Here is a 26,279-nt window from a genome sequence, read left to right on the forward strand (position 1 = left end):
TGCTGTATCCAATGGGTCGCGGCGTTTCAGCCGGGCAAGGCAGGTAGAAGCCGGGGACTTTCGCCCCCGGCCTTCGACGTTAGAGCCCGCGCGCGCCGCCGGTGACGCGGATGGATTCGCCGCTGATCCAGTGGGAATCATCCGATGCCAGGAAGACCGCCATCGGGGCGATGTCCTCAGGTTCACCCACGCGTCCGAGCGGCGTTTCCGCCAGCAGCCGATCGCGCAGATCGCCCGCGAACTTGCCATCGGTCGCCGGCGTGTTGGTGTAGCCCGGCATGATCGCATTCACCCGGATGTTACGCGGCCCCAGTTCGCGCGCCAGGCCGTAAGTCATGTTGTCGACCGCGCCCTTCGTTGCGGAATAGACGGTGCCGCCGGCGGAAGGGTGCGTGCTGAGGATCGAGCTGATGTTGACGATGCTGCCACCGGCCTCGCCGAAATGCTTCACCGCTTCGCGGGTCGCCAGGAAATAGCCCAGCACGTTGACGTCGAACTGCTGGTGGAACGCCTCCTCCGTCATGTCGGCGACCATCTCGAAGACCGCTACGCCGGCGTTGTTAACGAGCACGTCGACCTTGCCGTGGTCCGCAACGACCGTATCGAACAGCCGGACGACGTCAGCCGACTTGGACATATCCGCCTGGACGGCGACCGCGGTGCCACCTGCCGCCTCGATCGACGCGACCACCGCGTCGGCGCTGTCCTTGCCGTTCCGATAGTTGACGATGACGACCGCGCCCTCCGCGCCAAAGGCCTTGGCGATGCCGGAGCCGATGCCGCTCGAGGCGCCGGTTACGATGGCGACTTTTCCGTTCAAACGCATGGGAATGTCCTTGTTGGGAATGGAATGTGGCGAACGACGGTGTCGCTCGCTCGCCTCCCCAGATGGTGGACGATGGCCTTTGGCCCATGCCAGTTATTCTCCCGTTCCTGCCTATTCTTCTCACCTCGGGTTGTTTCACGTCCCGGACAGGCCAACTGGGATGCATGACAACAGCAATGGACGAGTTGCGCGCCATCGTGATGCGCGCCGGCAGCCGGTGGACGGACACGGGTATTCCGCGCGTAACGATGGTGAGGTCCGAAGGGTGCGCCGATCAGGTGTATGAGCCGATGCTGCATCTGGTCTTGCAAGGCTCCAAGAGCCTGTCGATCGGTGACCAAAACCTGCATTTCGACGAGGCGACTTATTTCATCGTGCCGGTCCACGTGCCCGCGACCGGCGAAGTCCAGTCGAATGGTACGGACCCGTATCTGGCGGTCAGCCTGAAGCTAGACCCGACGATCATCGCCAATCTGATGGCGGAGATGCACGGAGCGGGCACCACGCCGGACCCGACCGGCTTCGCGGTTTCGCCCGCCAGCCCGGAATTGATCGACGCGTGGCTGCGCATGATGCGGTTGATCGACCGGCCCAACGAGGCGCCGATCCTCGCCGCGATGATCGAGCGGGAGATCCTGTTTCGCGTGTTGATCGGCCCGCAAGGCGACAAGCTGCGCGAGGTCGCCTGCGCCGACAGCCGGCTTTCGCAGGTGCGACCCGCGATCGACTGGATCCGCGACAATTACGCCGACACCATCCTTGCCGAACCGCTTGCCGGGCTGACGGGGATGAGCGTCGCGGCCTTCTACCGCCACTTCAAGGCGGTGACGTCGATGGCGCCGATCCAGTATCAGAAGCGGATGCGCCTGTTGAAGGCACGGCGCCTGCTGCTGTTCGAGACGCACGATGTGGGGAAGATCGCCTATGCGGTCGGCTATGAAAGCGCGTCGCAGTTCAGCCGCGAATATGCGCGGATGTTCGGCATGCCGCCGGGGCGCGATGCCGCACGCTTCAGGGTAGCGGCACCTGCCGAGGAAACTCTGGTCCCCGCATTGTAATCGTGATGCGGCGGGGGGGCGGGGAACACCCCCCACCTCTAGACCGATTAAAGATCGACGATGCGGGTATCGGCGATCGTCTCCGCAAAGCCGTCGTCGAACAGACCCGCCGGCGTCTGGAAGCCCGGACGTGACTCGCCGTTCAGTACCCGCCGAGCAGCCTCCGCCGCGGCGATCGTCGTGAAGGTATAGCCGTTGACCGTCTCGAGGACCGAGCGAACCACCGTGCCGTCTGCGCCGGTCACCTCGACAGCGGCATGATAGCGGCTGGCCTCGCGCTCGGTAAGCGTCGGGCCATCGGGCATCGCGGACAGGGCACCTTCCGGAAAGACGGTATCGGTCAGGTACACGAACGTCTCGATGTTCGGGATATTCGTAGCGCGCCAGATCGTGATCAGATCGGGAAGCGTCACGGGGAAGGACGTCGCAGGCCCGTTGCCGAAATCGAAATCACGAACGTCCTCAGGGCTGCGGCTGACCAGTTCGCCATCGACGCGGTGAAGCAACTGGGTATTCAAATTTTCGCTGGCCGAGACCGCCGACCCGCGCGAAAATCCGCCCGCCACGTGCATGGCAATGCTGACGTTCCGGGGATTGGTGACACGCTTGGCGGCATGCGCGGCCAGCGAACCCAGCATCGCCACACTACCACCGCTGCCCGGTAGGAGCATCACGCCCGCGGCGGTAGCGGCTTGGTCGAGCTTTTCGGCAAGCTGGTAGCTGTCGAGTTCCGCGGCGATGTCGAGATAGTGGACGCCAGCGGCGATGCACGCCAGCATCAGCGGCTCGGCAGTCCGCATGAACGGCCCCGCGCAGTTCAGCAGCGCGCCAACGCCGTCGAGGGCTGCGTGCGCCGCAGCGACGTCATCGACCGCGAAGAGGCGGTATTCCACGCCCAGTTCGGCAGCCAACGCGACGAACTTTGCCTTGTCCTGCTCGCGGCCGGCGACCACGACGTCCACGCCAGCGTTCTTCGCGTTGGCAGCTACCATTCGGCCGGTGTACCCAGCGGCACCGTAGATCATCAGCTTCGTCATGTCGGCAACTCCAGTTTCTATGCGAACCCGCCGGCGCTCTGATCATATTCGGTCGCTGCGGCCTGCATCCCAGATAGGCCCGCACTCCATCGCCTGCCTTCACGATCCTCTTCGAAACCTGCCTGATCCTGCTCGTTGCTTGGTCCGCACGCGCGCACCGAGTACGACGGCGCATGAACACCAACCTCGAAGAACTGCGACGACTGGCCGCCCGCGCGCAGAACCGCGCCACCCCGACCGGTATTCCGAGGATTGCGATGGTCCAAGGCGAAATCCCCGAACACAAGCTCGCCGCGGTCTACAGCCCGATGATCAACGTCATCCTGACGGGCTCGAAGACGATGACGGTGGGAGAGCGCACCTTCCGCTACGATCCGGCGACTTATTTCGTGATGTCCGTCGATCTTCCGGCGGTCGGGTCCGTACATCCGAACGACGCCGGCGATCCCTATCTCGCCGTCAGCCTGACGCTCGAGCCTGCCATCGTAGCCAATCTGCTCGTCGACCTGCCCAAACCGGCCGGCGGCGAACTCTACAGTTCCGGCTTCTCCGTTGCGCCCGTCACCGACGAACTGCTCGATGCGTGGGTCCGCATGCTGCGCCTGATGGAGCGGCCGACCGACATCCCCGCACTCGCGCCCGCCTACGAACGCGAACTCCTCTACCGCGTCCTTCAGGGGCCGCAGGGCTGGATGCTGCGCGACATCGCCGCCCCCGGCACCGCGCTCTCGCGGATCGGCGTCACCATCCGCTGGATCCGCGAGAACTTCACGACGCCGCTGAGAGTCGAGGCACTGGCATCGATGGCGGCGCTGAGCATCTCGGCCTTCCACCGCCACTTCAAGGCGGTGACCGCGCTCAGCCCGCTACAGTATCAAAAACGGGTCAGACTGCTGCACGCGCGGAATATGCTGATCGCAGGCGAAGGCAATACCACGTCGGTGGCATTCGGGGTCGGCTACGAAAGCCCCACGCAGTTCAGCCGGGAATACTCCCGTTTCTTTGGACTACCGCCGTCCAAGGACACACGGCAGATCGTGCGAGCGCTACGGCCGATCTAGAGCCACGACCCAATTTCGGACGTTTACGCCCCTCCCCCGCCTCCCCAAGTTCGGATGCTGGTTCATTTCCGCGATATGATCAATTTTAACGCCCGGCTTCTCGCTTGCGAATGTCGCGATGGGGAGGAAAGCCGACTGACCGCCCTGAGAAATGGCGGATGGCGGTAGCCGACATTGCGCAGCACTGATGCCTTTCTCAAAAACGATGCTACTTTGGGAATGTCCGGGTTGGGAAAGAAAGCAGACGGTCCGCTTCTGGGAAGCTTGTCAGTCATATGCTCGGTAAGGACGGCCGCGCCCCCGTTCACGAGCGGTGCGGTGAGGTAGCCGCGTTTCAAATCGTTTGAGCTGTTTTAGATGATCAGGATCGAACCGAACCGCACGTCGCAACCAATATTGATAGGATTTAAGATCGCCTCGATTGAAAGCGTCCATAGCGAGGTGTTGTGCGGCATACTCATAGCCGCCCCTATGCGCTCGATAATACAGGCCAGCCCTACTGAACCGATCCGCAACTCGCCCCTCGATCGGGAAGGTATCAGCCAGCGTAACCATCGCCGAGAAGTCGCCATCCAAGGCTAGGTGCCATAGAATAGGCTCATACAAGCCGCATCCATGCAGGTCTTTGATCGACCAATACCGCTTCCAAAGGGCATCGCGTTTCGTAGGGCTTTTTCGCGCAATCATTTGCTCAAACTACACTGCAGGTTCGAGACCACAATGTCCGCTTCTGAGAAGATGACCACAAGCGGGCGAACGCATCCCTGCCCCAAGGCTTCCGGCCAGACCCACTTGCAGACATTCAGACCGCCCTATCCGCTTCCCAACTTCGGCCATTCATTGATCTCGCTCGTAGACTGATTTTAGCGGCTTGCATCAGCCACCCGTCCAGATGAAGCGCGGTGTCGGGCGCACCCTCAGGGCGCAGCGGTTCGTTATCGACCGCGTGGCAATCCAGCCGTCAGACGCGAAATGGGAAATGACATGCGATTTGTTCAGATCGAGATACTGCCGCACGGCAAGGCGCTGGTAGATATCGACAAGCTGACCCATGCGGTACCCGAAGGTGATGGCTCACGCTTGTTCATTGGCGCGCAGCACCTCGACGTGCCGCATTCATTGGCTGAACTCGAGAACGTCCTGGCTGGTCGCGAGCGAACCGACGATGGCGCAAACAGCACCGCGGGGTTCGGTGTCCGGTAGGCCGACACGACGTCGGGCGCTCATACACGGTTGACCTATCGGCCCTGCGCGCGAACGCACGACGCCTAAACATGATCGGCAGCCCTTCCGGTCGGTCGGAACCCTGCGTAGACAAAGTCATGACCCGTTCGCATCGACGCAGCTTTACCCTGAGACGGCGCGGCAGAACGCCGGTTTGGCTCAGGCTGCTATGGCGGGTGGGGCTTGCCGGCGCGCTCATAGCTATTGCGCTGTTCGGCCACTGGTTCGACCGCGATGGCCTGCGCGATAACATCGACGGCGCGATCAGTTTCCTCGACGTACTCTACTTCACCATGATCACGGTTACCACCGTCGGCTATGGCGACATCGTACCGGTGACGACGCAGGCACGCATGTTCGACACCTTCGTCGTCACGCCGGTCAGGCTCTTCGTCTGGATCATCTTTCTGGGAACCGCGTATGACTTTTTGCTCAAACGTGTCTGGGACAAGTGGCGCATGACCGTTATCCAGCGTCACCTTCACGGTCATGTCGTGGTCGCCGGGTATGGAACGAGCGGCGCCGAAGCAGTCGATGAGCTCGTCAAGCGAGGTGCGGATCCCGAGACAATCGTGGTCATCGACGATCGGACTGTCGCGCTCGACGCTGCTGAAGCGCGGGGAGCGACCGTGATGCACGGCGATGCGACGCGCAATGCGGCGCTGGAAGCAGCACAACTCGCGCGTGCGCGTGCCATGATCGTCGCGGCCGGGCGGGACGACACATCAATCCTCATCGTCCTGACCGCGCGTGGCTTGGCGCCGCGCGTACCCATAAGCGTCGTTATAAGATCGCATGACAACGAAGCGATTGCGCGGCAGGCCGGGGCCGATACCGTGATCAATCCCGCAAGCCTCGCCGGTGTCCTTCTGGCAGGATCAACCCATGGCGCGCATATCGCATCGTACCTGACGGACCTCGCCGCGGCAGACGGACAGGTCGTCTTGCACGAACGAGCGGTAACTGCGGCAGAGGTAGGAATGCCATTGTCGGAGATCCGTACCGGTCTCGGCCACCGTATCTACCGGGGCGACCGGAGCTTTGGATTCTGGGAGGCAGAAACGCAGCGACTCGAACCAGGCGATCTCATCGTTGAGGCCGTGCAGCGTATTCACGCCGAACCCCGCACTTGAGCAACCGCTTGCCGATACGGGCTTTGGCGGCAGATCCGGATCTAACGTGTGCTCTGCGAGATCGGCGCGTGGTGCATCGGGCTTCGTCAGTAGAGATTGGCTTCTTTGCCGCCATCTGGACCGGCTTGCCTATCACGGGGCGGCCGGCTGGCCATCGACGTGCGATGCAGCGATCCTTCGCTATCCTGGCTACGGTCACCGCGTCGCCCTGATTGCCACCAAGGACATGGTACGCCGTCGTGTCTTCGCCGACATAGAAACCGACATGCCCGCCGCCAGGACGCTCGAACACCAGCACGGCGCCCGGCGCCAACCGCTCCGGCCGCAACGACAATCCCCATGTCGACCATGACGTTGCCCGCACCGCAATGAAGACCGGCTCGATACCGTCCTCCTGAAGGCAGTATGCAACGAACACACCGCACCACGGGACGCTGTCAGCGTTGTAGACCAAGCCCAGCACCTTCGTTCCAAGCCGCTTTGCCCAACCCAGGATCGTCGCGCTATTGGCTGATCCGGCAGCTTCTTTCGTGCCGAGCTTTGCTCGCGCCGCTCTCAACCACTTCGGCTCCGTCACCATAATCCACTCGGCTTTGGGGCTGACATGCGAAAACGTCTGCGGTTGCGCTCAAATGCGGGCACTACAGCATCCTCTCCACCGTCGGCAGCATCGCCGCGACCACCGCTGCGATAGCCTTCGCGTTGGGATGCACCCGATCCACCAGCACCATGTCAGCGTGTCCCAACACGCCGGCCGGAAAGAATGGCCAGACTGTCGCGCCGTGTTCGGCGGCCAACTCCGCGTGAATGCCCAGATACGCAGCGGCCCGATCACGGATGAACGCCGGGGGATCGACGGTCGTCAGCAAGACGGGAATGCCGCAGCTAGCCAAACTCAGCAGGATCCCTTCGAGTTGCGCTCGCGTACGAGCCGCCGGAACCTGCCGCAGGACATCGTTCGGTCCCACCTGAACGATGGCGAGTACGGGGCGCTGGTCGAGGGCGGACAGCAGGCGGGGCAAGCGTCGCAGGACGTCAGCGGTGGTATCGCCCGACGCCCCGGCGTTCACCACGCGCGCGTCAGGAAATTGCTTCTGCAACGATGCCTGCAGCTGTGCTGGAAAGCTATCGGCGGCTGGTAGGCCGTAACCGGCGATCAGGCTGTCGCCTATCGCGAGGATCAAAGGTCGGTCGGTTGTCATGCGCTGCTGCGAGATAGTTCACGTTCGACGCAATGTAAGGCGTCCAGTCACCATCACGGCGAACCTTCGGCACTGGTGCTCGCTCGTCCGCGTGACAGACAAACGGACGTTGCGGCTCTCATGAGCGTATTCTTTACGGCCGACACGCATTTTACATTTCTAGACGACCGTTTGCCAACACCATTGAGATGGATGAGATGCTGGCGCGTCCAGACCGACCCACCGAGGCCGAAGTCGGAATCGCCGGCGAGCGCGAACGCCGCCGCCTCGTCCTCGACGCGGAACACCATCGCGACGGGGCCGAAGAACTCGTCGCGGAAGGCGGGTTATCTGGCGCGACGTCGGTCAGGATTGGTCGGCTGCATGAACGGGTGTGAAAGCACCGCTACGACGAGTGCGGGTAGCTGCTAACAGTCGCCCGTCAGCGTCGGAGGTCAACCGATACGGTGGTTTGGATCATCTCGATTTAACGTGGGCGTCGGGGATGGTGGCCTGAGTTGCACGACTTACTTTCCGTTTTCGAAAGCTGAGAAGTGTGAGCAAAGGCGTGGCAAAAGAAGCCGCTAGGGAGGCGCAACATCGTGCGTCCGCGGAGCTATCATACTGCCAAAGGATAAAGCGCTGGATGCCCCGTGAGGATTATTATGCGACCCGCAACGGCTTGCAGACTAGGGCAACGGCTCGCATAAAAACCCCAGCTTCTCGGCGGGATACGGCCCTATCGCCCCGCAACGGCTTGCAACCCGCCGCATTGACTTGCACCCCGTTGAAGCGCAAAAGTGTGGGAACCAACTGGTACACCGTAGGATCATGGCGCATGGGCAAGCTAACCGACCTCAGGGCAAAGAACGCTAAGCCCGGTATTCATGGCGACGGCGCCGGGCTCTACCTTCGTGTGAAGCCGAGCGGCGCGAAGTCGTGGGTTTTGCGGGTGCAGTTTCAGGGCACACGAGAAGACATCGGGCTCGGGGGATACCCTGCTGATTTATCGCTTACCGAAGCACGCGAGAAGGCCCACTTCCTGCGCAAGCTCGCGCGCCAGGGGAAGAACGCCCGCGAGGAACGCGACCGCGAAAAGGTCGTCATCCCGACGTTCAAGGAAGCCGCGGCGTCGGCCCACGCAGAGCTATCGAAAGGCTGGGCCGATAAGCACGGCGCGGCCTTCCTCGCGTCCCTCACCGAGCATGCCGTCCCCAAAATTGGGGGCAGACGGGTCGACCAGATTGCCGCGAGCGACATCATCCTAGCCCTCTCCCCTATCTGGACCGACAAGCCGCAGATAGCGCGCAAGGTCCGCGTTCGGATCGGGCAGGTCCTCGACTTCGCGAAGTCGAAGGGATGGCGCACCGAGGCAACGCCGGCACCCCGCGAGATCACCAACGGCCTCGCTCGCCAGCCCAAGGGCGGCAACTTCTCCGCTATGCCGTTCGTGGACGCGTCCGGCTTTGTATCCGACCAGCTCGCGAAGGAAGACACCGCAGGACGGCTGGCGTTGCTCTTTACGATCGTCACCGCAGCACGAAGCGGCGAAGTGAGATCCGCGCGATGGGAGCATATCGACGTCGAGGGCCGCGCCTGGAACCGTCCGGCCGACCTGATGAAGGGCGGGATCAAGCACACCGTCACCCTCAATGACGCGGCCCTATCCATCATTGAGCGCGCCAAGGCCTTGTCGGGCGCAACAGGCCTGATCTTCCCCGGCAGTCGCGCGGGCTCCCAGCTTTCCGACATGACGTTGACGAAGGTTATGCGCGCGGCGGGACGACTCGAGACCGTGCATGGCTTCCGTTCGGCGTTCCGTGACTGGGCGGCGGAGCGGATGCCGACCGTCCCCGCAATGGTGGCCGAAATGGCGCTCGCGCATAGCGTCGGCACGAAGACCGAGCAGGCCTATCTCCGCAGCGACCTCCGCGACATGCGCCGCACCCTCATGGATGCATGGTCGAGGTTCGCCGCGCCCTCCCTATCGGGCTCGCTGAGTAATGTAATCGAACTCACTTCCGCATCTGGACGATAGAAAAAAAGCACACTCCGCAACTTTCGTGCGCAATAATGTTGCGTAGGATTGAATTTTAGGCATAGAGTGTGTCCGCAACCAGTGACGGGAAACAACCGATGCAAGTATCTGCAAAGAGCGAGGCGGTGGAGCGTTTGGCCTACACCGTGACCGACGCGGCACGCGCGCTAGGGATTAGCGAACGGTCGGTTTACAACCGGATCAACGATGGCACTTTGAAGCGTGTGCGGGTCGGGGGACGAAACCTGATCCCGGCGAATGCGCTGCGGGCTCTGGTCAGTGGCGTCTAAGCGATGCCCGATAAACGAAACGCCCCCAGCCTGAGGGCTGAGAGCGTCGCATGTCACTTGGCGGTAGACATCGACGTTTCTAGCACAGGCGGTCCGATCGCGCAATTTCCTCAATTTGAGGTAATCCCGATCATTGCGCGCCATTGGCTTCGCGGATGCGATCTATTGCAGGTGCGGCAATGACCGCGCTTGCACAGCGTCGGGATCATCCCCGGCCCGCCAACGACGCCACGCCACCTAACCAGCTCGAAGCGGCCTACCGTGCCGCCGCCAGCATCCATTTCCCGAACATGGACCCATTTACGATGGACATCCGAGTTCGCCTGATGGCGCAACGCGATCGAGCAGGCGCGGCACTTCACCGTTGTTGCCCTGAGGCAATCAACACCCTTGCGGAAGCCAACCGGCTAGCAGCGCTTGCTGCATTGTCCGGAGCGTCGACCCGAACGCTGGCCTTCGTATCATCGGCGGTAGATTCTCTGATCTTCGCCGCCGAGCAGCTACATCGGGGACAGGCATGAACACCGCCGAGGCGCACGACTTTAGCGGCAACTGGGAGCGCGAGCCTAGTGGCGTGCCGTTCGACGCCCCCAAATATGGGGAGGACGCCGCCCGCGGTAGCGAGCCCGACTATGCGCGATCAGTCATCGGACGTCTTAGCCGCCTCGACACGTCATCGAGCGAATACCGGGAAGCCCTAGACACCTACGTCGAGGCTAACGGGCATCGGCTAAGCACGCCTTACACATGGCGCGCACCACAGAGCATCCCGCGGCGCGAGTACGTCTATGGGCGCGAGCTACAACGCGGGACGGTTAGCGCCATGATCGCGCCAGGATCGGCCGGGAAGACCATGCTGACGGTAGGCCGTGCCCTCGCGCTGGTGACGGGTCGCCCGTTGCTGGGCAAGCAGGTGGTAGGCGGTCCTAAGCGGGTGTGGATCTGGAACCTTGAGGATGACGCCGACGAGCTCGCGCGCATGGTCCAGGCAGGGTGCATTCACTGGGGTATCACTGAGGCCGACATGGGCGGGCGCCTGATGATCGACACGATCGAGACGTCCGCAATCATGAAGATGGCGTCCGAAGGCCCGAACGGGTTCCAGCTTAACGAGACGCTAGCCGACATGCTCAAGCACGAGCTGGTCGAGTGCGAGATAGACGTCCTGCAGATCGACCCGTTCGTGTCGGCACACCGCGCCAACGAGAACGACAACGGGCAGGTGGACGCGATCGTAAAGAAGTTCGTGGACGTGGCACAATATAGCCGCGCCGCCGTCTCGCTCGCGCACCACATCAACAAGGCCAGCGCAGGCGATGTAAGCGTCTTCTCTTCGCGTGGTGCAGTATCACTGACCGATGCCTGCCGTTCGGTGCTGACGATTAACCGCATGTCTGAGGACGAGGCTACGAAGTTCGGGGTCGAGGGCGAGAAACGCCGCCGCTACTTCCGGACCTACGACGACAAGAACAACCGCGCGCCGCCGTCCGACAAATGCGACTGGTTCCACCTTCATTCCGTCTCGCTCTGCAATGGCGACGGGGGCGAGCCTGATAGCGTCGGCGTGGTCGTTCCGTGGATCCCTCCCGATGCTTTCGAGGGGGTTACGCTGGATCACCTGAGCCTTGTGCAAGCCGCGATCAATGCGGGGACGTGGAAGGCTCACCATAGCGCGTCCGACTGGGCAGGCATCGCCGTTGCTGACGTCATGGACCTCGATCCGGGGAAGAAGATCGACCGGGCGCGCATCATCACGTTGCTCAAGCAGTGGGTGGATAACAAGCGGTTCAAGGTCGAGGAACGCAAGGACGGCAACCGCCAGGTGAAGAAGTATCTGGTGGTGGATCAATGGGCAGATGAGGCGTCTGCTACACCTAGCGCAGGTGTAGCGTAGCACGGTGTAGCAGTGTTGCGGCTGGCTGCTACGCTACACCCACCCCCCTGTAAGGGTGGTGGTGTAGCGGGTGCTGCTACAGTCGAGATTCGATCCCCTCAGATTTGAGGAGGTTAGACGGGCTCAAAAGTCAGCCGGTCGCAAAGCCAGTCCCGCCGTCTTTTTCTCTGCCCCTGTCGAGCGTGGTTATAATCCTACGTCGGAAGCCATGTAACAGGCCGAAACATACGGTTTTCCTTGCTATTCCCCGCGCAATATTGTTTCGTGTACCAGTTAGCTCCCACATTAGGCATCAAGAATGACCACCCCAAGCCCTCAGGTTGCAACGCTCAAGCCCCAAGCCCGCACCCGCGTTGGCAATGGTAGCGCTGTGTTGCAGGCACCTGATGGCCGGTCGATCGAGTTCCGCCGTTACCGTGAGATCCTAGCCACGCTGGTAGCGGACATGGGAGGCGATGTTAGCGAGGCTAAGCAGCAGATCGCACGCCGCGCCGCTATGCTCGCCATCTGGTGCGAGCAGCAGGACGCAGCAGCGGGGCTAGGGACGCCGATCGACGTCAAAGCCTACACCACTGCCAGCAACACCCTGCGACGGCTCCTAGAGTCCCTTGGGTTGGAGCGTAAGGCGCGCAACGTCACGCCCACCATTGCCGAGTATGCAGCCCGACGCGCGGCAGAGAGGGCAAGCGCATGATTAGCTTCTCGGAAGCCTGCCGCGACCCTGAGCTATTCGGGGACTGGTTCAAGGGCGATACCTGGGAAGTGTGGCGTGTGGTCGACAAGGCCATGTTCGGGGAGCCGTTGGACGCCGACGAGCTAGCCATCTTCACCGAGATCACCGGCCGCACGGAAGCCCCGACCGAGCCGTCAACGGAAGCGTGGTTCATCTGTGGCAGGCGGTCGGGCAAGGACGTGAAGGCCGCAGCGTTGGCGGCATGGCTCGCCACGTTCGGCGCTGAGCAGATGGGCTTCCTCGACCGCTTGGCAAAGGGCGAGACGGGCGTCGTGCAGCTCATCGCCGTTGACCGCAAGCAGGCCAAGGTATGCCTGGGCTATCTCCGCGCCTACTTTGAGCAACCCTTGCTTGCGCAGATGGTCGCTAACTCGACCGCGGAAGGGCTGGAGCTAACCAACGGCCTCGCGATCGAGATCACCACGAACGACTTGCGCTCTAGCCGTGGTCGCACCCTCGTTGGGGCGGTCTTTGACGAAGTGGCGTTCTGGGCGTCGGACAAGAGCGCGAACCCCGACCAGGCGGTCTACGACGCGGTGAAGCCTGCAATGGTGACGATCCCCGGCGCGATGCTGATCGGTATCTCCAGCCCCTACGCACGGCGCGGCCTGCTGTGGACCAAGCACAAGCGGCATTACGGCAAGCCGGGTAAGACGCTGGTGGTGAAGGCTCCGACGTGGCGCATGAACCCGACGATCAAACGTGACGGCGAGTTCCTAACCGACGCCTTCCGGGATGACCCTGCATCGGCCGGCGCTGAGTATGGCGCGGAGTTCAGAACCGACGTGGAGGCGTTCGTGTCGATCGAGGTGGTCGAGGCGTGCGTTGCCAATGGCGTTTACGAGCGCGCGCCGCGCACCGGCACCAGCTACAGCGCGTTTGTTGACCCGAGCGGCGGGAGTATGGATTCGTTTACCCTCGCTATAAGCCATCACGAAGGCACGGACGACGATGGTCTGATAGTTATCGACGCCACCCGCGAAGTTAAGCCGCCGTTCTCGCCCGAAGGCGTCGTGCAAGAGTTCTGTGAATTGCTGGTGCTATACGGCATCACTGAAGTAACGGGCGATGGATACGGGGGTGATTGGCCGCGCGAGCAGTTTCGTAAGCACGGCATCACCTATGAGCTATCCGACAAGCATCGTTCCGCGCTTTATCAAGCCATGCTGCCGGTCCTGAATAGTGGGCGCGTTGTCCTACTGGACGATGACAAGGCCGTTTCGCAGATCGTTGGACTGGAACGCCGCACCGCGCGCGGAGGCCGTGACAGTATCGACCACGCGCCAGGCGGACATGACGATATTGCCAACGCGCTAGCTGGAGCAATAGCGAACGCCAAGCCGGCCCCAATACGGGGATGGATCATGGGCGTTACTCAACTGAAACCCGGCACCCCCAAGACAACGCAGCGGAGTTACATGCCATGACGAACATACTGCAAAGCTTCCTCAACGCCCGCTCTGCAAAGCCGCAGCCGCCTAAGCAGCCGATCGTCAACGTGCAGGGGCCTGTCACGCGCGCGGAGTTCAATACTCTCGTGCTGGCGGTCAATGCCTTGATCGATGACTTCGACACGGTGGCCTCGCCCGAGAAGATCACCGGGATGCTTAGCGAGGCCGTCGCCAACGTGAAGGGCGGGCCGATCGTCAACGCTCGCGACAATCGGGGCTATCTCGCACCGCGCGATGACGACGAGCTGGTGGCGCCGCCGCGCACCCCGACCCCGGCAACCGTCCGCAACGCGCAGGCACCGGGCCGCAAGCCGCTCGCGCTCGCTCCCGATCATCGCGCCTACCTCGCACCCAAGGGGGACTGAGATCATGGCGCGCTATCGTCGCATCCTCGCGGACCAGTTCATTGACGGCCCTCAGGCGTGGACAGAGAGCCTACCCGTTCGGCAACCCACGCCGAATGCGGCGGGCGACCGCCAGTTTGTCTTTGGCATAGTTCCGGGATCGGCTCTCATTCTCGGCCCGGACGTGCTGCCTACAGACACCCAATGGATTCCCGCGTCTGCGCAAATCGTCCACGGTGGACCGTCTCGCACCTTCGCGCGCGCTGGCGTGAACCAAGCCGGCCCGATCTACATCGCGGACGTCAACACCCTCAACTTTGGGGACGTCTTAGAGCCTTGGCCGGGTCTCGACACTGTCACTGCCCTATTCTGGCAGCAGGGACGCGCCCTAAACGTGCTGGTCGCGATGGGCGCTAACATCGTCAAGGGCGCTGGCCTGACGACGGACGCTAACGGCCGGTTCGTCCCCGCGACGGCTGGACAGCGCGCCATCATGATCGCCGACGAATCCTTCAACAACACGACGGGCATCTATCAGCACGTCCGCGCCCTGCCTGGAGCATGACCATGTTGCATCAGAACATCATTCCCGGCCCGGATCGCACCGCCGCCCGCGCCGCCATGCCCGACCGCACCAGCATCCTCGACCCGAAGGACTTTTGGCCGAAGGGCGATTGTCCCGACTGGCCGGTCCTTGGCCCGAACCAAGGCTATGACGGTCAGCGCGGCAAGGCTGGCGCGGAAGCCCGTCTGGAGGCCATCGGCCTGCGCCTGAACCGTGGCTCACCTTCGCTGCGCGCTCCCACCGATGACGAGCGTGTCGCTGAGTTCGGCCGCACGTTCAAGCGCATCGGTTCGCATTGGCATCACCTCGGGATCGTCAATCTCGCCCCGCTCGGCAGGATGGCGGAAGACGACGCCGACTTGATGGTCGAGGCCTGCCACCTTCGCGCCTACCTTCGCAAGCTCGAGGCGGCAGTCGTCCGCGATGCCGACGCCGCGATCGAGTGGAAGAAGTCGGAAGCTCGCCGCGCGCTGGAGGAATACCGCACGACTGTCCCCGGCTATGTCGAGGAAATCACCGGCCTTGCCGAAGCCGTTGCGCGCCACAACCAGCGCATTGAGGACGAGAAGGCAGTCGGCCGTAGCCGGATGCTCCGCGATCACGCCGCAACCCTTCACAGCGCCGCCGTTTCAGCCGCGCATACCCTTGGCCTGGGCGTTCCCGACGCTCCCCAGATACTGGATTGAACCTATGGCCGTTGCCTCTCCGCTAGTCATCCAGCCGAACGGCCCCAACCGGATCGGTAGCTTCGAGCGTATCGAAGAGCCGGTGGTCGATCGTGCGGCTGTGGGCGCGGATATAGCCGCGCGGTCGAGTGGCGCCGTCGACGAGCGTGACGCCGGGTATCAAGCCGGGGTATATCATCGGCACATGAGCAGCATCGGCGCGTGCTGGTGGCGGAACGCGGAATATCTGGTGCAGGTAACGCCGGCCGCCGCAGTGGGGTTCACCAGACCCGACGCGCCGGCAGTGCTGTGGTTGCGGATATACCGGCATGATGGCGGCATCCTGCCCGACCACTGGCAGACGCTCCAGGCGATCAAGAGCGAGCTGGTTGGGCCTGAGTTCGAGGCCGTCGAGATATACCCGATGGAAAGCCGCCTAAAAGACGGCGAGAATTCCTATCACCTGTGGGTGCCGCTAGGTTGGTCGCTGCATTTCGGCTTGCCCGGTGGCCGCGCGGCGACGGCGGACGGCCAAGCTGCCGTCTCCACGCGCTTCGTCAGGCCAAAGACCGCCCCGCCGAAGGACGCGGCGTACTGCCGACTGATCGCAAGCGGGCTCGATGTGTCTCTGTTGAAGGTGCTGAGCGACAGCCGCGACGCGACGGGCGGATATCGGATGTCCAGTGGCGGCTATCATGTGGTCAATTCGACAATCGAAGAGCGGACGGGCGTCGACGTTGCGGGCGGTCTGGTCGAGCAAATCCTAGATTGCGTGGAGCCGTATATTGGACGCCCTCGCATCGAAGTGCTCAACCTGCTCCGGATGGCACCGGGTGACGAGATCCCGCCGCATGTGGATCCGCAACAGCCTCAGCAGGTGCAATTGCCGATGCGAATGCACCTCGTCATCTCAGCGGAGCCCGGTTGCGAGTTTTGGATAGGCGACGAGATGATCGAGCATCGCCCTGGCGACCTCTGGCAAATCCGCGGCACTAACAGCGTCCGGCATTTCGCTCGGAACCGTAGCACCGGCGATCGGACGATTGCGTGTTTCAACATAGCGCAGCCCGACGAATAGCGTCGGGCTGACGACGAGATGCGTGGCAGGGTCGGGAAACCTTGCTGCGCTAGAGGCCGGGGAGACTTGTCCCTTCCCGGCCTCGCACCTTTCTTCAACCCCCAATGGGGGGTGTGTCCAGATTTGGACCGACCCCCTCAAATCTGAGGAGATCGAGCGATTGCATAGCCTCGGGAGTTATGCGACCGACGCCCCCGCTGATATCAGCAAGATAATAAAGGGGGATCTATGAAGTTTCACGCGCTTTGTGCGGTGATTGTGCCTGCTATTCTGTTGTCGGCTTGTTCGGTGGCACCGTTGAACTTCTCGCCAGCGAATGTTGCGCCAAGCACCAAGCGGCTCGACGCAGCCCTTCTATCAACGAACGTGACGGTCGCTTCGAAGGACGAGGCTGTCGGCAAAATGAATACTGCCGGAGCGGAGGCAGACGTAGCGTCTCTTTGGAAAAGCACCCTGGATGACTCGCTCGTGCGAATGGCGTTGTTTCGGGATGACTCCACCCGGAAGGTTTCCCTCATAGTCAAGATATTGGAGCTCGACTCGCGAGGGCTTGGCTATGGCGCACGCACGACGGCCCGGTACGAGCTTGTCGACCGGAACAGCGGCGCTACCGTGTTCAAGACTGACGTGACGACAGACGGAAAAGCCTCGGATTATTTCGGCGCAAACAGGGCTCGCAAGTCTGCGAGCAGGTCCGTTCAGGCGAACATCGAGGAATTTCTAAAGCAGATTGTTGTAGCCGAGCTGCCAGTACGGTAACGAGGCGACCCCTTCTCCACCGTTGGTGGGTATTGCCGTCATGGCAACACCTTTACCTCCGGTGGAGTAGATGGCTCAGGTTTGGGCGATGCCAACCACTCAATTTGAGGGAGTCTCCAGATTTGGAGCGCCCCCTCACTTTTGAGGGAAAGCCACCACCCCGAATATGGGGGCGTCTCGTTCCGCGAAACGACACCCACCAACAATGGGCATGCGGTTCTTTCCGGATCGGGAATAAACCCCAGAATTGGGCAATACCCACCAACGGTGGGTATTGCCATGACGGCAACACCTTTCACTCCACCGGAGGGTATCCTCAAAAGTGAGGAAGCCCCTCACGTCCAGGCGGCGATTTGCTTTGCCGTGTTTGCCTTCCGGCGAGCCTCTTCAGCCGCTTCGTCGACAATCTCGACACATGCCACAGTGGCCATATGGAAGAGCGTCTTCACGCCTTGATCGTCTAAGACGAACATGGGCCAGTCGACCTCGACGACAACGCCCTCACGGCTTCCCATGCTCTCCCTGAGCGACCAGACGCGGTATTCCTTGCCGATTACTAACATGCAGCCCTCCTCAGATGGAGAGCAGATCATGCGCGTAATTCCACGCGCATGATAGCCGGACGCGCGAAAGCGATCCCCTTGGCGGGAGATGGCTTGCGCTTGAATGTCGAAGAGGGCATGTAGCCCGTTGGGTGTGAGAGCCCGGATAGCGATAGGCAGATACCCTTTGGCGAGGGAACCTGCCGAAAATGACAGCGTGGATTGGCGTCCGCTGCTGACCGACGACCTATGTCGGGAACGGGGCGCCAATACAAGACCCTTTTGGGGAATACGCTCCACCTGTTTCGCTACAGGCTCTCACCTCCCGGCAACCCGTCCGCCACGGGGAACGGCTGTGAGAGGCCAAGAGCGAGTACTAAACATGCAACAGGAAGCCACGCGCCGTGCGCTATTTGGGTTCGTAGGATTAGCCGGTGTCGCCGTAGCGATGCCAGCCGTCGTCGTCGGGGCAATGCGCCAGACGCCAACCGAATTCGCCGTGCTTCACGCTCTGAACAACGCCGCTAGGGCTCGCTTCAACGCCCTGCCCGAAGATCTCGAATATACCGACATGGCGCGCTTCCAACGGGAAGAGGTGCTGATGCACGACGCGACCGACGCGTTCGATCAGGCGGTGCCGACCAACTTGTCGGAGCTGGTCATTGCGATGGAGCACCGGATCGGCGACGGGAACTATGGCGGTCCCAAGATGTGTAACGAGCTGGTCGAGCATGCACGTCGAATTTCGTTGATGGGTGATGCGGCATGACCCCCGGCGATCGGAACGCGCTGGAGGCGCTGCAACGCCGTCTTGGCCATGTCGAGGCTATCGCAGACCTTTGCTCGCGGCAGGACGACACCGAACTAGGCGAAGTCGTGAGGGGCATTGCTGCAATCCTGTCCGACCTTAACGAGCGCGTAGATGCCATCCTACAAGCCGGAGGTGCGGCATGACGCGGGATGAGTACGAGGCGGTGGAGCAAATCGGCATCGACACGTCGCAGCTTGCAACCTTGCTGGCGTTCGTCGCGCGCGGCCTCGATGGCAGGGAAGCCGACGCGATGGAGGCTTGCTCTACCTTAGCCGAATCGATCGCGCATCGCTTCGATAGCATCCCCGGCTTCCTCAAAGCGCAGCGCAGCCGACCTATCGGCGGCTGAATAACCATCCCCGGCCGGCTTCGCTCGCGCCGGGGCTATTTGCGCCGATGGTACACTTATGTGGGAACTGAAAATGGAAAACCCGAGAATGTCGAGCAATCTCAACCGCTTAGGTGGGAAGCGCTGGATGCCCCGTGAGGATTCGAACCTCAATAGGCGGTATCAGAAACCGCAGTCTTACCATTAGACGACGGGGCATCAGCGAGGGCGCGATCTAGGCGGGCGGTTTCGCGCTGTCAACGCCAAGATGTCGCAGACGTGCCACTTCGCTTGCGTAATCGTCGTACCGCGCTACATTCGTATCCAAGCACCGGGCGGGCATTTTCCCGCGGCGGCAGACATAGATAGCGAGTTTTACGGCGATGGGGGATGTTTCCGCCCGAATGCCGTTCCGGCAGGGCAGTCCTGCCCGTCCGGCGGCGACCCGGCCCTTTCGTGGGCGGTGGGCCGATGCGCAGGCGTTTGCCGCGCTGGATCTCGGCACCAACAATTGCAGATTGCTGATCGCGCGACCGCAGGCCGGAGGCTTCGCGGTGATCGACGCGTTCTCGCGAATCGTCCGGCTTGGCGAAGGTCTGGCCTCGACCGGCAAGCTGAGCGATGCCGCGATCGAGCGGACGATCGCTGCTTTGCGCGTGTGTTCTGACAAGCTCCAGCGGCGCAACGTGACGCTGGCGCGCTCGGTCGCGACGGAGGCATGTCGGCAGGCGTCGAACGGGCCCGCGTTCATCGCGCGCGCGCTCGCCGAGACGGGGATCCATCTCGACATCATTTCCGCCGAGGAAGAGGCGCGGTTGGCCGTGCTCGGCTGCCATGCGCTGATCGAGCCGGGTGAAGACCCCGCGCTCGTGTTCGATATCGGTGGCGGGTCTACCGAGCTCGTGCTGGTCGATACCTCGACACCTATCCCTACCGTGCTTGACTGGCATTCGGCGCCATGGGGCGTGGTGTCGCTGACCGAACATGCCGGTGGCGGTGACGGCGAAGACGGTCGACGTGCTGCGTATGCAAAGATGCGTAAGGTGGTCGCGGACAGTTTCGCGGGGTTTGCCGCCCGCCTGCCCCGACATATCGAGCGCCCGCGATTGCTCGGCACCAGCGGCACGGTGACGACGCTCGGCAGCGTGCATCTGGGGCTCAGCCATTATGACCGGTCGGTGGTCGACGGGCTGATCGTCCCTGCCTCGGCGATGCGGCGGATCAGCGCCGACCTTTCCCATATGTCGATCACGGAGCGCGCCAAGCTGCCGTGCATCGGCAACGAGCGTGCCGACCTGGTGGTCGCAGGCTGTGCGATTTTGGAGACGATCATGGATTTGTGGCCCGCCGAACGGCTCGGCATCGCCGACCGCGGTATTCGCGAAGGCATCCTGCGCGGACTGATGGGCTCGCCCAAGCCCGGCAAAGCCACGGGAGCGACGGCATGAGCCGCGGCGGTTCCGGCGGGCATGTCCGCGTGCTCACGGCGCGGAAGCGGACCGCGCAGTCGACACGCTGGCTCGAACGCCAGCTGAACGATCCGTATGTGAAGCGCGCCAAGGCCGACGGCTATCGCAGCCGCGCCGCGTACAAGCTGATCGAGCTCGACGAGCGGTTCGAACTGATCCGGGGATCGAAGCGCGTGGTCGATCTGGGGCTCGCGCCGGGCGGCTGGGCTCAGGTGATCCGGCGGCGGATACCCAAGGCGACAGTTGTGGGGATCGATCTGCTCCCGGTCGATCCGATCGAGGGGGTGACGATCTTCGAGATGGATTTCCTCGACGATGCCGCGCCGGGGAAGCTGATCGAGGCCTTGGGTGGCGCGCCGGATCTGGTGCTGTCGGACATGGCGGCGAATACGGTCGGGCATCCGCAGACCGACGCTTTGCGGACGATGGCGTTGGTGGAAACAGCGCTGCAGTTTGCTTGCGAGGTGCTGGAGCCGGGTGGTACATTCGTGTCGAAGGTGTTCGCAGGCGGAGCGGATTCAGAGCTGGTTGCGGAGATGAAGCGGAACTTCAAGACGGTGAAGCATGCTAAGCCGCCGGCTAGCCGCAAGGGGTCGGTCGAGTGGTTCGTGGTGGCGCAGGGGTTCAAGGGCCGAGACCCGAAATAGCGCAGCTATTTTCGGACAGGTCGAAAGCCGGCCAGCGTTGCGCAGCAACGACTGACGACGCGGCTTTGCCGTGGCGCCCTGCCTTAGGGTGATATCGAGCGCGACGTCAGCAAGCTTGTTTCCCCGCGAAAGCGGGGATCCAGACTGGGCTCCCGCCTTTGCGGGAGAACAAGGGGGTGATGGCTCGCGAGTTTGAAATGATGATCCGCAAGCCACGTCTTCGTCACCTCCGCGTAGGCGGGGATTCTTATCCTCGGGCGGTCGTGATCCTTCGCGAGGCTCACCGATATAGGTTCTTGCCTTCGCGAATGACGAACGGGCCGACCATGTCGCCCGTGCCCTCACCCTTCCCACGGCGAAGTCGCCGCGGGCCCCTTCCCTCTCCCCTTCAGGGAGAGGGTATATAGAAAAAGCCCGCGGACTTGGGTCCACGGGCTCTCTCTATTTCGCGCGCCGCGGCGAAGCCGCGTCGTCGGTCGGCTATGCCCGCCCGCCGGGGGTGCGGCCGAGACACGGATTAGCTTTCGCTAATCCGCTGTCTCAACCTTCGTAATCCGCACCCAGATTCTGGTTCCGCGGCGGTGCCGCAGCCGTAAGCCGCAGAGCCTCAGCCGAAGCGGCCAGGCTGCCGACGGCATCGACCTCGTCGTCGTCGTCGACGCGAACCTTTTGCAGACCCTGGATGACCTGTTCCTTGAGATGCGCCGGCTTGACGTTCTCGTCAGCGATCTCGCGCAGGGCGACGACCGGGTTCTTGTCGCGATCGCGGTCGAGCGTCAGTTCGGCGCCGCCCGAGATCTGGCGCGCACGCTGGGCCGCGAACAACACCAGGTCGAACCGGTTGGGGATCTTGTCGACACAATCCTCGACGGTAACGCGCGCCATGCGGCTTCCTTCGTAACAACGATAGAATGAGAAAGCGTCGCCTACGGGTGATGACCCGCAAAGTCAAGAAATCTCCCGCCGACACCCCGTAGCTTGCCACCCGAGCCCCCCATGTCCATCACGCTCGCCATGGACGATCCCGCAGAACAGCCGACTTTCGCCGTCGACGGCAACCAGATGACGTTGCTCGACACGGGCCCGCGACGCCTCGACGCGGTGCTCGCGCTGATCGACGGCGCCGAGCGGACGTTGCGCGTGCTCTACTATATCTACGCCGACGACGATTCCGGGAAGCGTGTCAACGCCGCGCTGATTGCGGCTGCCAAGCGCGGCGTCGAGGTCTCGCTGATCGTCGACGGGTTCGGCAGCGACGATGCACCGCGCGCGTTCTTCGAACCGCTCGAAGCCGCGAACGTATCGGTATGCCGCTTCTCCGTACGGTTCGGTCGCCGCTATCTGCTCCGCAACCACCAGAAGCTCGCGTTGGCCGACGAAACGCGGATTATCATCGGCGGCTTCAATATCGAGGATGATTATTTCGGCACCGCCGCCGAGCAGGCTTGGCGCGACCTCGGGCTGCTGGTTGAGGGGCCGGCAGCGGGGCGGCTGGCGGGCTATTTCGATGCGCTGAAGGACTGGATCCAGGAGCCGAAAGGCAAGCTGCGCAAGCTGAACGCCGCGCTATCGCGTTGGAGCGAAACGCAGGGGCCGACCCGGTGGCTGATCGGCGGGCCAACGCGGCGACTGTCGCCCTGGGCGCGTGCGGTCCGCGATGACATGCGGCGCGGACGACGGATCGACATCATCGCCGGCTATTTCACGCCCAGCCCCGCGCTGCTGCGCCGGCTCGACAAAGCCGGGCGTCGGCAGGCCAATGTGCGCGTCGTCACCGCCAGCAAATCGGACAACAACGCGACGATCGCCGCCGCGCGGTTCACGTACGCGGGGCTGTTGCGCAAGGGCGTGCGGCTGTTCGAATACCAGCCGACCAAGTTGCATACCAAGCTCTACGTGATCGACGACGCTGTCCATATCGGCTCCGCGAACTTCGACATGCGCAGCCTGTTCATCAATCTCGAACTGATGCTGCGGATCGAGGACGCGGCGTTCGCGACGCACGTACGAGGGTATATCGACGGCGAGGTGGCCAAGTCGACCGAGGTGACGAAAGCGCTGTACCAGGCGAATACCGGCTGGGTGCAGCGGTTGAAGCAACTCGGTGCATATTTCGTGGTCGCGGTCGTGGACCCGAGCTTGTCGCGTGGACTGAACTTCGGGATCGACGAATAGGGATTCGGATTCAATACTTCCCCGCCAGGGGGAGGATCGTCGAGCTTCGTACGCTAAATGCACTAGCGCCGTCGGCAAAGCCGCCGTCGGACGGGTTCGGCTAGTTCTAGCCGACCCGCCGGCCGGGCCTGAAGCTGCGCTTTGCGCACCGGCGCGGACGTGGCCGCACCTGCGTCAGTCCTTCCACGCCCAATACAACTGCGCAGGCGGCACGTTCCACCACTCCATGTCGTGATCGATCGACTCGAAATGCGGCGTCAGGAAGTCCTTCACCTTGGGCGAGAACTGATAGACCAGGAACGCGCCGCCCGTCCGCAGCACCGAATGCGTCGCAGCCGCGATCGCCGGACCGACGCCGGGCGGCAATGTCGAAAAAGGAAGCCCGGACAGCACGTAATCCGCCTTCTCGAACCCGTGATCCGCGACGATCGTCTCGACCTCGTCCGCCGAGCCCAGCACCGCGAAGAAGCGCGGATCGGTGATCGTGTGGCGCAGATACTGGATGAACTCGGGGTTGGTATCGATCACCACCAGCTTGGCATCCGCCGCCATGCGGTCGAGGATCGGGCGGCAGAACGTGCCGACGCCCGGACCGTATTCGACGAACAGCTTGCAGTTCGCCCAGTCCACCGGACCGAGCATCTTGCGAATCAGCTTGTCCGACGACGGCACGATCGAGCCGACCATGACCGGGTGTTTCAGGAACCCTGAAAAGAACATCTGCCACGGGGACGGCACGCCAGCGGGTCGGCTGCGTGCACGCCGGGTGGCGGTGGTCGAACTGGGCATCGCGTTCCTTACGGTCAGGGGTCCCGCACGCTGGCGAGGCTTTGGCCCTCCCGTCGCACGAATTCCGAACGCGTTTCAAGGGCCGCGGGTTGCATCAGACGACGAACTGAAGTGGAAGTCGTGCGGCGCCAAGCGGCTCCGCCCGCCCTGCCACCGCCTTTGCCACCGCCTTTGCCACCGCCTTGCCAAGCCTACGGCATCGCTTAAGCACGGATCATGAACGACGATCGTACAGGACAGATTGCGGTTATTTTCGTGTCGATCCGTAGCGACGCAGACGACACCGGCTATGGGGAAGCCGCAGCGGCCATGGACGCGCTGGCTGCAACCCAGCCGGGCTATCGCGGCGTCGACAGCGCACGTGAGGCGAATGGCATGGGGATCACGGTAAGCTATTGGGCCGACGACGCCGCCGCGATCGCATGGCGCGACGATCCCGAGCACAACGCGATTCGCGAGCGCGGGCGGGCGCTCTGGTACGACAGCTATTCGGTGACCGTCGCCCGCGTCGAGCGGGCTTATGACTGGGTGCGGCCATGATCGGCTCGACGGCCGAAGGGCCGAAGATCGACCGCCGCTTCGCGCTGATGTTTCTCGTGATGCTGACGATCGCGGCGGGAAATACCGCGCTGCAGTCGGTCCTGCCCGCGCTCGGACGATCGCTCGGGGTCGCCGACAGCGCGGTGGCCGCGGCGTTCTCGGTGTCGGCCTTACTGTGGGTGATCGCCGCGCCGTTCTGGGCGAACCGGTCGGACAAGCACGGCCGGCGCGCGATGATCCTGCTTGGAGTCGGTGGGTTCAGCGTGTCGCTGACCCTGTGCGGCGTGTTCCTGCTGGCCGGGATCAATGCCTGGATCGGCGGCACGACTGCGTTCCTCTGCTTCATCGGCGGGCGACTGATCTACGGAACGTTCGGCGCCGCCGCACCGCCTGCGGTACAGGCCCTCGTCGCGGGCGAAACGACACGCGACGAACGGACCAAGGCGCTGACGCTGCTCGCCTCGGCGTTCGGGCTCGGGACCATATTGGGGCCGGCGATCGCGCCGTATCTGATCCTCGGCTCGATCGGCGGGGTCGAGATCGGCTTGGCGGGCCCCGCATTCCTGTTCGCGGTGTTCGGGGTGGCGGTGTGGATCACGGTCCGGCGAATGCTGCCCGACGACAAGATCGTCGCCCCGCACGAGACGCACGGCGCGAGTTCGGCCTACCCCTCGATCGGTGGCGCACCGACCGGTGCCTCGGTCGCCGCCGCGACTGGATCGCATGTCGAGCATGTCGGCTACACCGACCCCCGCATCCGCGCCTGGATGATTGCCGGGCTGGTGATGGGCCATGCGCAGGCGATGACGGGCCAAGCGATCGGCTTCCTCGTGATCGACCGCCTCCACCTCGCCCCTGCCCTCGCACTGGAGCCGACCGGAATCGTCCTGATGATGGGCGCAGGCGCCGCGTTGCTGGCGCAATGGGGTATCATCCCGCGCCTCAACATGAGCCCGCGGCAACTCGTGCTCACGGGCTTGGTGCTGGCAGCGGTGGGCACGGCGCTGACCGGGATCGCAACCTCGCTCTATACGATCGCCACGGCCTACGCGCTGGCGAGCCTCGGCTTCGGCTTCACGCGGCCGGGGTTCACCGCCGGGTCCTCGTTGGCGGTGGGCGCAAGCGCGCAAGGCTCGGTTGCGGGCAAGGTGACGTCGATCAACGGCGCAAGCTTCGTGCTAGGGCCGTCGATCGGTGTCGGACTTTACGAAGCGCAGCACTCGCTCCCGTATCTGGTCGCGGGCGCTGCATGCGTCGTGATGGTCGCGTACGCCTGGGTAGCGCTAAAAGACGCCAAAGAAGGTTAGGCTAGCCCGCTATTTTGCGGAGACTATGATGCAGTACAAAAGCACCGGAACGCCAATCAACAGGATCATCAGTAACAAGTTCATTTGAATCAGACGGTGCAGCCATTTCGGCCGCCTGATAGGACGTCGATTCGAATCCATTTCCGAATAGTCCTCGACGATATCCATGTCGAACTTGTTCGAAAAGAAATGCTTCGGTCGCATCCGCAGGAAAGGCCGAGGCGAATTAGCCTTCCCATGCACGTCGTGACTCACCGAAGGGTGATCACTGGATTTCGAGGCGGGGTCTGACATTACGTGGTTTCCGTTTTACTCGAGATCATGGGCGCGCAGA

General features: G+C 62.9%; 31 protein-coding genes and 1 tRNA gene. 23 read left to right on the top strand and 9 right to left on the bottom strand.

What is annotated here, in order from left to right:
* Positions 1-79 precede the first annotated feature (79 nt).
* Positions 80-826 (bottom strand): SDR family NAD(P)-dependent oxidoreductase, encoded by a 747-nt coding sequence (locus AC1MLZ_RS11210; RefSeq protein WP_480958526.1) that lies wholly within the window; start codon positions 824-826, stop codon positions 80-82.
* A gap of 164 nt (positions 827-990) precedes the next feature.
* On the opposite strand from AC1MLZ_RS11210, the gene AC1MLZ_RS11215 reads away from it, so the two are divergent.
* Positions 991-1,884: an AraC family transcriptional regulator gene (locus AC1MLZ_RS11215; protein ID WP_480958527.1), complete on the top strand. Its 894-nt coding sequence runs from the start codon at positions 991-993 to the stop codon at positions 1,882-1,884.
* A gap of 47 nt (positions 1,885-1,931) precedes the next feature.
* Here AC1MLZ_RS11215 and AC1MLZ_RS11220 read toward each other — a convergent pair whose 3' ends face one another.
* Positions 1,932-2,921, bottom strand: coding sequence for a saccharopine dehydrogenase NADP-binding domain-containing protein (locus AC1MLZ_RS11220; RefSeq protein ID WP_480958528.1), 990 nt, complete (start codon positions 2,919-2,921; stop codon positions 1,932-1,934).
* Positions 2,922-3,094: 173 nt separating this feature from the next.
* Between AC1MLZ_RS11220 and AC1MLZ_RS11225 the strand changes: the two genes are divergently transcribed.
* The 3 genes from AC1MLZ_RS11225 (at position 3,095) to AC1MLZ_RS11235 (ending at position 6,339) form a co-directional block, all read left to right on the top strand.
* Positions 3,095-3,982: an AraC family transcriptional regulator gene (locus AC1MLZ_RS11225; RefSeq protein WP_480958529.1), complete on the top strand. Its 888-nt coding sequence runs from the start codon at positions 3,095-3,097 to the stop codon at positions 3,980-3,982.
* A gap of 984 nt (positions 3,983-4,966) precedes the next feature.
* Complete coding sequence (locus AC1MLZ_RS11230) at positions 4,967-5,185, top strand: hypothetical protein (protein WP_480958530.1); 219 nt, start codon at positions 4,967-4,969, stop codon at positions 5,183-5,185.
* A gap of 119 nt (positions 5,186-5,304) precedes the next feature.
* A complete protein-coding gene (locus tag AC1MLZ_RS11235) occupies positions 5,305-6,339 on the top strand; it encodes a potassium channel family protein (RefSeq protein ID WP_480961530.1) in 1,035 nt (344 codons plus the stop codon).
* On the opposite strand, the gene AC1MLZ_RS11240 is transcribed toward AC1MLZ_RS11235, so the two are convergent.
* From AC1MLZ_RS11240 to AC1MLZ_RS11250, 3 genes are all read right to left on the bottom strand, one after another.
* Positions 6,293-6,919, bottom strand: coding sequence for a TIGR02594 family protein (locus AC1MLZ_RS11240; protein ID WP_480958531.1), 627 nt, complete (start codon positions 6,917-6,919; stop codon positions 6,293-6,295). The genes AC1MLZ_RS11235 and AC1MLZ_RS11240 overlap by 47 nt on opposite strands.
* A 61-nt stretch (positions 6,920-6,980) precedes the next feature.
* Positions 6,981-7,523 carry a GDSL-type esterase/lipase family protein gene (locus tag AC1MLZ_RS11245; protein WP_480958532.1) on the bottom strand — a complete coding sequence of 181 codons (543 nt, stop codon included), beginning with the start codon at positions 7,521-7,523 and terminating at the stop codon, positions 6,981-6,983.
* A 71-nt stretch (positions 7,524-7,594) separates the two neighbouring features.
* On the bottom strand, positions 7,595-7,831 hold the full coding sequence (locus tag AC1MLZ_RS11250) for a hypothetical protein (RefSeq protein WP_480958533.1): 237 nt from the start codon (positions 7,829-7,831) through the stop codon (positions 7,595-7,597).
* A 527-nt stretch (positions 7,832-8,358) separates the two neighbouring features.
* Here AC1MLZ_RS11250 and AC1MLZ_RS11255 point away from each other — a divergent pair.
* From AC1MLZ_RS11255 to AC1MLZ_RS11305, 11 genes are all read left to right on the top strand, one after another.
* A complete protein-coding gene (locus tag AC1MLZ_RS11255; RefSeq protein ID WP_480958534.1) occupies positions 8,359-9,558 on the top strand; it encodes a tyrosine-type recombinase/integrase in 1,200 nt (399 codons plus the stop codon).
* Between the two features lie 98 nt (positions 9,559-9,656).
* A complete protein-coding gene (locus tag AC1MLZ_RS11260) occupies positions 9,657-9,848 on the top strand; it encodes a helix-turn-helix domain-containing protein (protein WP_480958535.1) in 192 nt (63 codons plus the stop codon).
* A gap of 179 nt (positions 9,849-10,027) precedes the next feature.
* Complete coding sequence (locus AC1MLZ_RS11265; RefSeq protein WP_480958536.1) at positions 10,028-10,369, top strand: hypothetical protein; 342 nt, start codon at positions 10,028-10,030, stop codon at positions 10,367-10,369.
* A complete protein-coding gene (locus tag AC1MLZ_RS11270; RefSeq protein ID WP_480958537.1) occupies positions 10,366-11,742 on the top strand; it encodes an AAA family ATPase in 1,377 nt (458 codons plus the stop codon). Before AC1MLZ_RS11265 ends, AC1MLZ_RS11270 begins: the two co-directional genes overlap by 4 nt.
* A 298-nt stretch (positions 11,743-12,040) precedes the next feature.
* Positions 12,041-12,436 (top strand): hypothetical protein, encoded by a 396-nt coding sequence (locus AC1MLZ_RS11275; protein WP_480958538.1) that lies wholly within the window; start codon positions 12,041-12,043, stop codon positions 12,434-12,436.
* Positions 12,433-13,902 (top strand): hypothetical protein, encoded by a 1,470-nt coding sequence (locus AC1MLZ_RS11280; RefSeq protein ID WP_480958539.1) that lies wholly within the window; start codon positions 12,433-12,435, stop codon positions 13,900-13,902. The genes AC1MLZ_RS11275 and AC1MLZ_RS11280 overlap by 4 nt, the downstream gene beginning before the upstream one ends.
* A complete protein-coding gene (locus tag AC1MLZ_RS11285) occupies positions 13,899-14,291 on the top strand; it encodes a hypothetical protein (RefSeq protein WP_480958540.1) in 393 nt (130 codons plus the stop codon). Before AC1MLZ_RS11280 ends, AC1MLZ_RS11285 begins: the two co-directional genes overlap by 4 nt.
* A gap of 4 nt (positions 14,292-14,295) precedes the next feature.
* Positions 14,296-14,835: a hypothetical protein gene (locus tag AC1MLZ_RS11290; protein ID WP_480958541.1), complete on the top strand. Its 540-nt coding sequence runs from the start codon at positions 14,296-14,298 to the stop codon at positions 14,833-14,835.
* Positions 14,836-14,837: 2 nt separating this feature from the next.
* Positions 14,838-15,521, top strand: coding sequence for a hypothetical protein (locus AC1MLZ_RS11295; protein WP_480958542.1), 684 nt, complete (start codon positions 14,838-14,840; stop codon positions 15,519-15,521).
* Between the two features lie 4 nt (positions 15,522-15,525).
* On the top strand, positions 15,526-16,578 hold the full coding sequence (locus AC1MLZ_RS11300) for a DUF7694 domain-containing protein (RefSeq protein WP_480958543.1): 1,053 nt from the start codon (positions 15,526-15,528) through the stop codon (positions 16,576-16,578).
* Between the two features lie 228 nt (positions 16,579-16,806).
* Positions 16,807-17,337: a YajG family lipoprotein gene (locus AC1MLZ_RS11305; RefSeq protein WP_480958544.1), complete on the top strand. Its 531-nt coding sequence runs from the start codon at positions 16,807-16,809 to the stop codon at positions 17,335-17,337.
* 335 nt (positions 17,338-17,672) lie between these two features.
* Here AC1MLZ_RS11305 and AC1MLZ_RS11310 read toward each other — a convergent pair whose 3' ends face one another.
* Positions 17,673-17,900 (bottom strand): hypothetical protein, encoded by a 228-nt coding sequence (locus AC1MLZ_RS11310; protein ID WP_480958545.1) that lies wholly within the window; start codon positions 17,898-17,900, stop codon positions 17,673-17,675.
* A gap of 451 nt (positions 17,901-18,351) precedes the next feature.
* On the opposite strand from AC1MLZ_RS11310, the gene AC1MLZ_RS11315 reads away from it, so the two are divergent.
* Genes AC1MLZ_RS11315 through AC1MLZ_RS11325 form a run of 3 tightly spaced genes read left to right on the top strand, consistent with a single transcriptional unit; the run spans position 18,352 to position 19,039 of the window.
* A complete protein-coding gene (locus AC1MLZ_RS11315) occupies positions 18,352-18,648 on the top strand; it encodes a hypothetical protein (protein WP_480958546.1) in 297 nt (98 codons plus the stop codon).
* Positions 18,645-18,833, top strand: a complete 189-nt coding sequence (locus AC1MLZ_RS11320) for a hypothetical protein (protein WP_480958547.1) — start codon at positions 18,645-18,647, stop codon at positions 18,831-18,833. Before AC1MLZ_RS11315 ends, AC1MLZ_RS11320 begins: the two co-directional genes overlap by 4 nt.
* Entirely contained in the window at positions 18,830-19,039 is a 210-nt protein-coding gene (locus tag AC1MLZ_RS11325; RefSeq protein WP_480958548.1) for a hypothetical protein, read from the top strand. The genes AC1MLZ_RS11320 and AC1MLZ_RS11325 overlap by 4 nt, the downstream gene beginning before the upstream one ends.
* A 124-nt stretch (positions 19,040-19,163) precedes the next feature.
* On the opposite strand, the gene AC1MLZ_RS11330 is transcribed toward AC1MLZ_RS11325, so the two are convergent.
* Positions 19,164-19,237 (bottom strand) — tRNA-Gln (locus AC1MLZ_RS11330).
* Positions 19,238-19,422: 185 nt separating this feature from the next.
* Here AC1MLZ_RS11330 and AC1MLZ_RS11335 point away from each other — a divergent pair.
* A complete protein-coding gene (locus AC1MLZ_RS11335) occupies positions 19,423-20,466 on the top strand; it encodes a Ppx/GppA phosphatase family protein (RefSeq protein WP_480958549.1) in 1,044 nt (347 codons plus the stop codon).
* Positions 20,463-21,134: an RlmE family RNA methyltransferase gene (locus AC1MLZ_RS11340; RefSeq protein WP_480958550.1), complete on the top strand. Its 672-nt coding sequence runs from the start codon at positions 20,463-20,465 to the stop codon at positions 21,132-21,134. Before AC1MLZ_RS11335 ends, AC1MLZ_RS11340 begins: the two co-directional genes overlap by 4 nt.
* Before the next feature lie 540 nt (positions 21,135-21,674).
* Here the strand turns inward: AC1MLZ_RS11340 and rpoZ are convergent.
* Complete coding sequence (gene rpoZ / locus AC1MLZ_RS11345; protein ID WP_055882033.1) at positions 21,675-22,019, bottom strand: DNA-directed RNA polymerase subunit omega; 345 nt, start codon at positions 22,017-22,019, stop codon at positions 21,675-21,677.
* Positions 22,020-22,148: 129 nt separating this feature from the next.
* Between rpoZ and AC1MLZ_RS11350 the strand changes: the two genes are divergently transcribed.
* Positions 22,149-23,309 (top strand): phospholipase D-like domain-containing protein, encoded by a 1,161-nt coding sequence (locus tag AC1MLZ_RS11350; protein WP_480958551.1) that lies wholly within the window; start codon positions 22,149-22,151, stop codon positions 23,307-23,309.
* Between the two features lie 174 nt (positions 23,310-23,483).
* On the opposite strand, the gene AC1MLZ_RS11355 is transcribed toward AC1MLZ_RS11350, so the two are convergent.
* Positions 23,484-24,098: a class I SAM-dependent methyltransferase gene (locus AC1MLZ_RS11355; RefSeq protein ID WP_480958552.1), complete on the bottom strand. Its 615-nt coding sequence runs from the start codon at positions 24,096-24,098 to the stop codon at positions 23,484-23,486.
* Positions 24,099-24,314: 216 nt separating this feature from the next.
* Here AC1MLZ_RS11355 and AC1MLZ_RS11360 point away from each other — a divergent pair, with 216 nt between their 5' ends.
* Both AC1MLZ_RS11360 and AC1MLZ_RS11365 read left to right on the top strand, forming a co-directional pair.
* Positions 24,315-24,638, top strand: a complete 324-nt coding sequence (locus AC1MLZ_RS11360; RefSeq protein ID WP_480958553.1) for an antibiotic biosynthesis monooxygenase — start codon at positions 24,315-24,317, stop codon at positions 24,636-24,638.
* Positions 24,635-25,945, top strand: coding sequence for an MFS transporter (locus tag AC1MLZ_RS11365; RefSeq protein WP_480958554.1), 1,311 nt, complete (start codon positions 24,635-24,637; stop codon positions 25,943-25,945). Before AC1MLZ_RS11360 ends, AC1MLZ_RS11365 begins: the two co-directional genes overlap by 4 nt.
* The last annotated feature ends 334 nt before the right edge of the window (positions 25,946-26,279 follow it).

This window comes from Sphingomonas sp. PEI4, assembly GCF_056679955.1.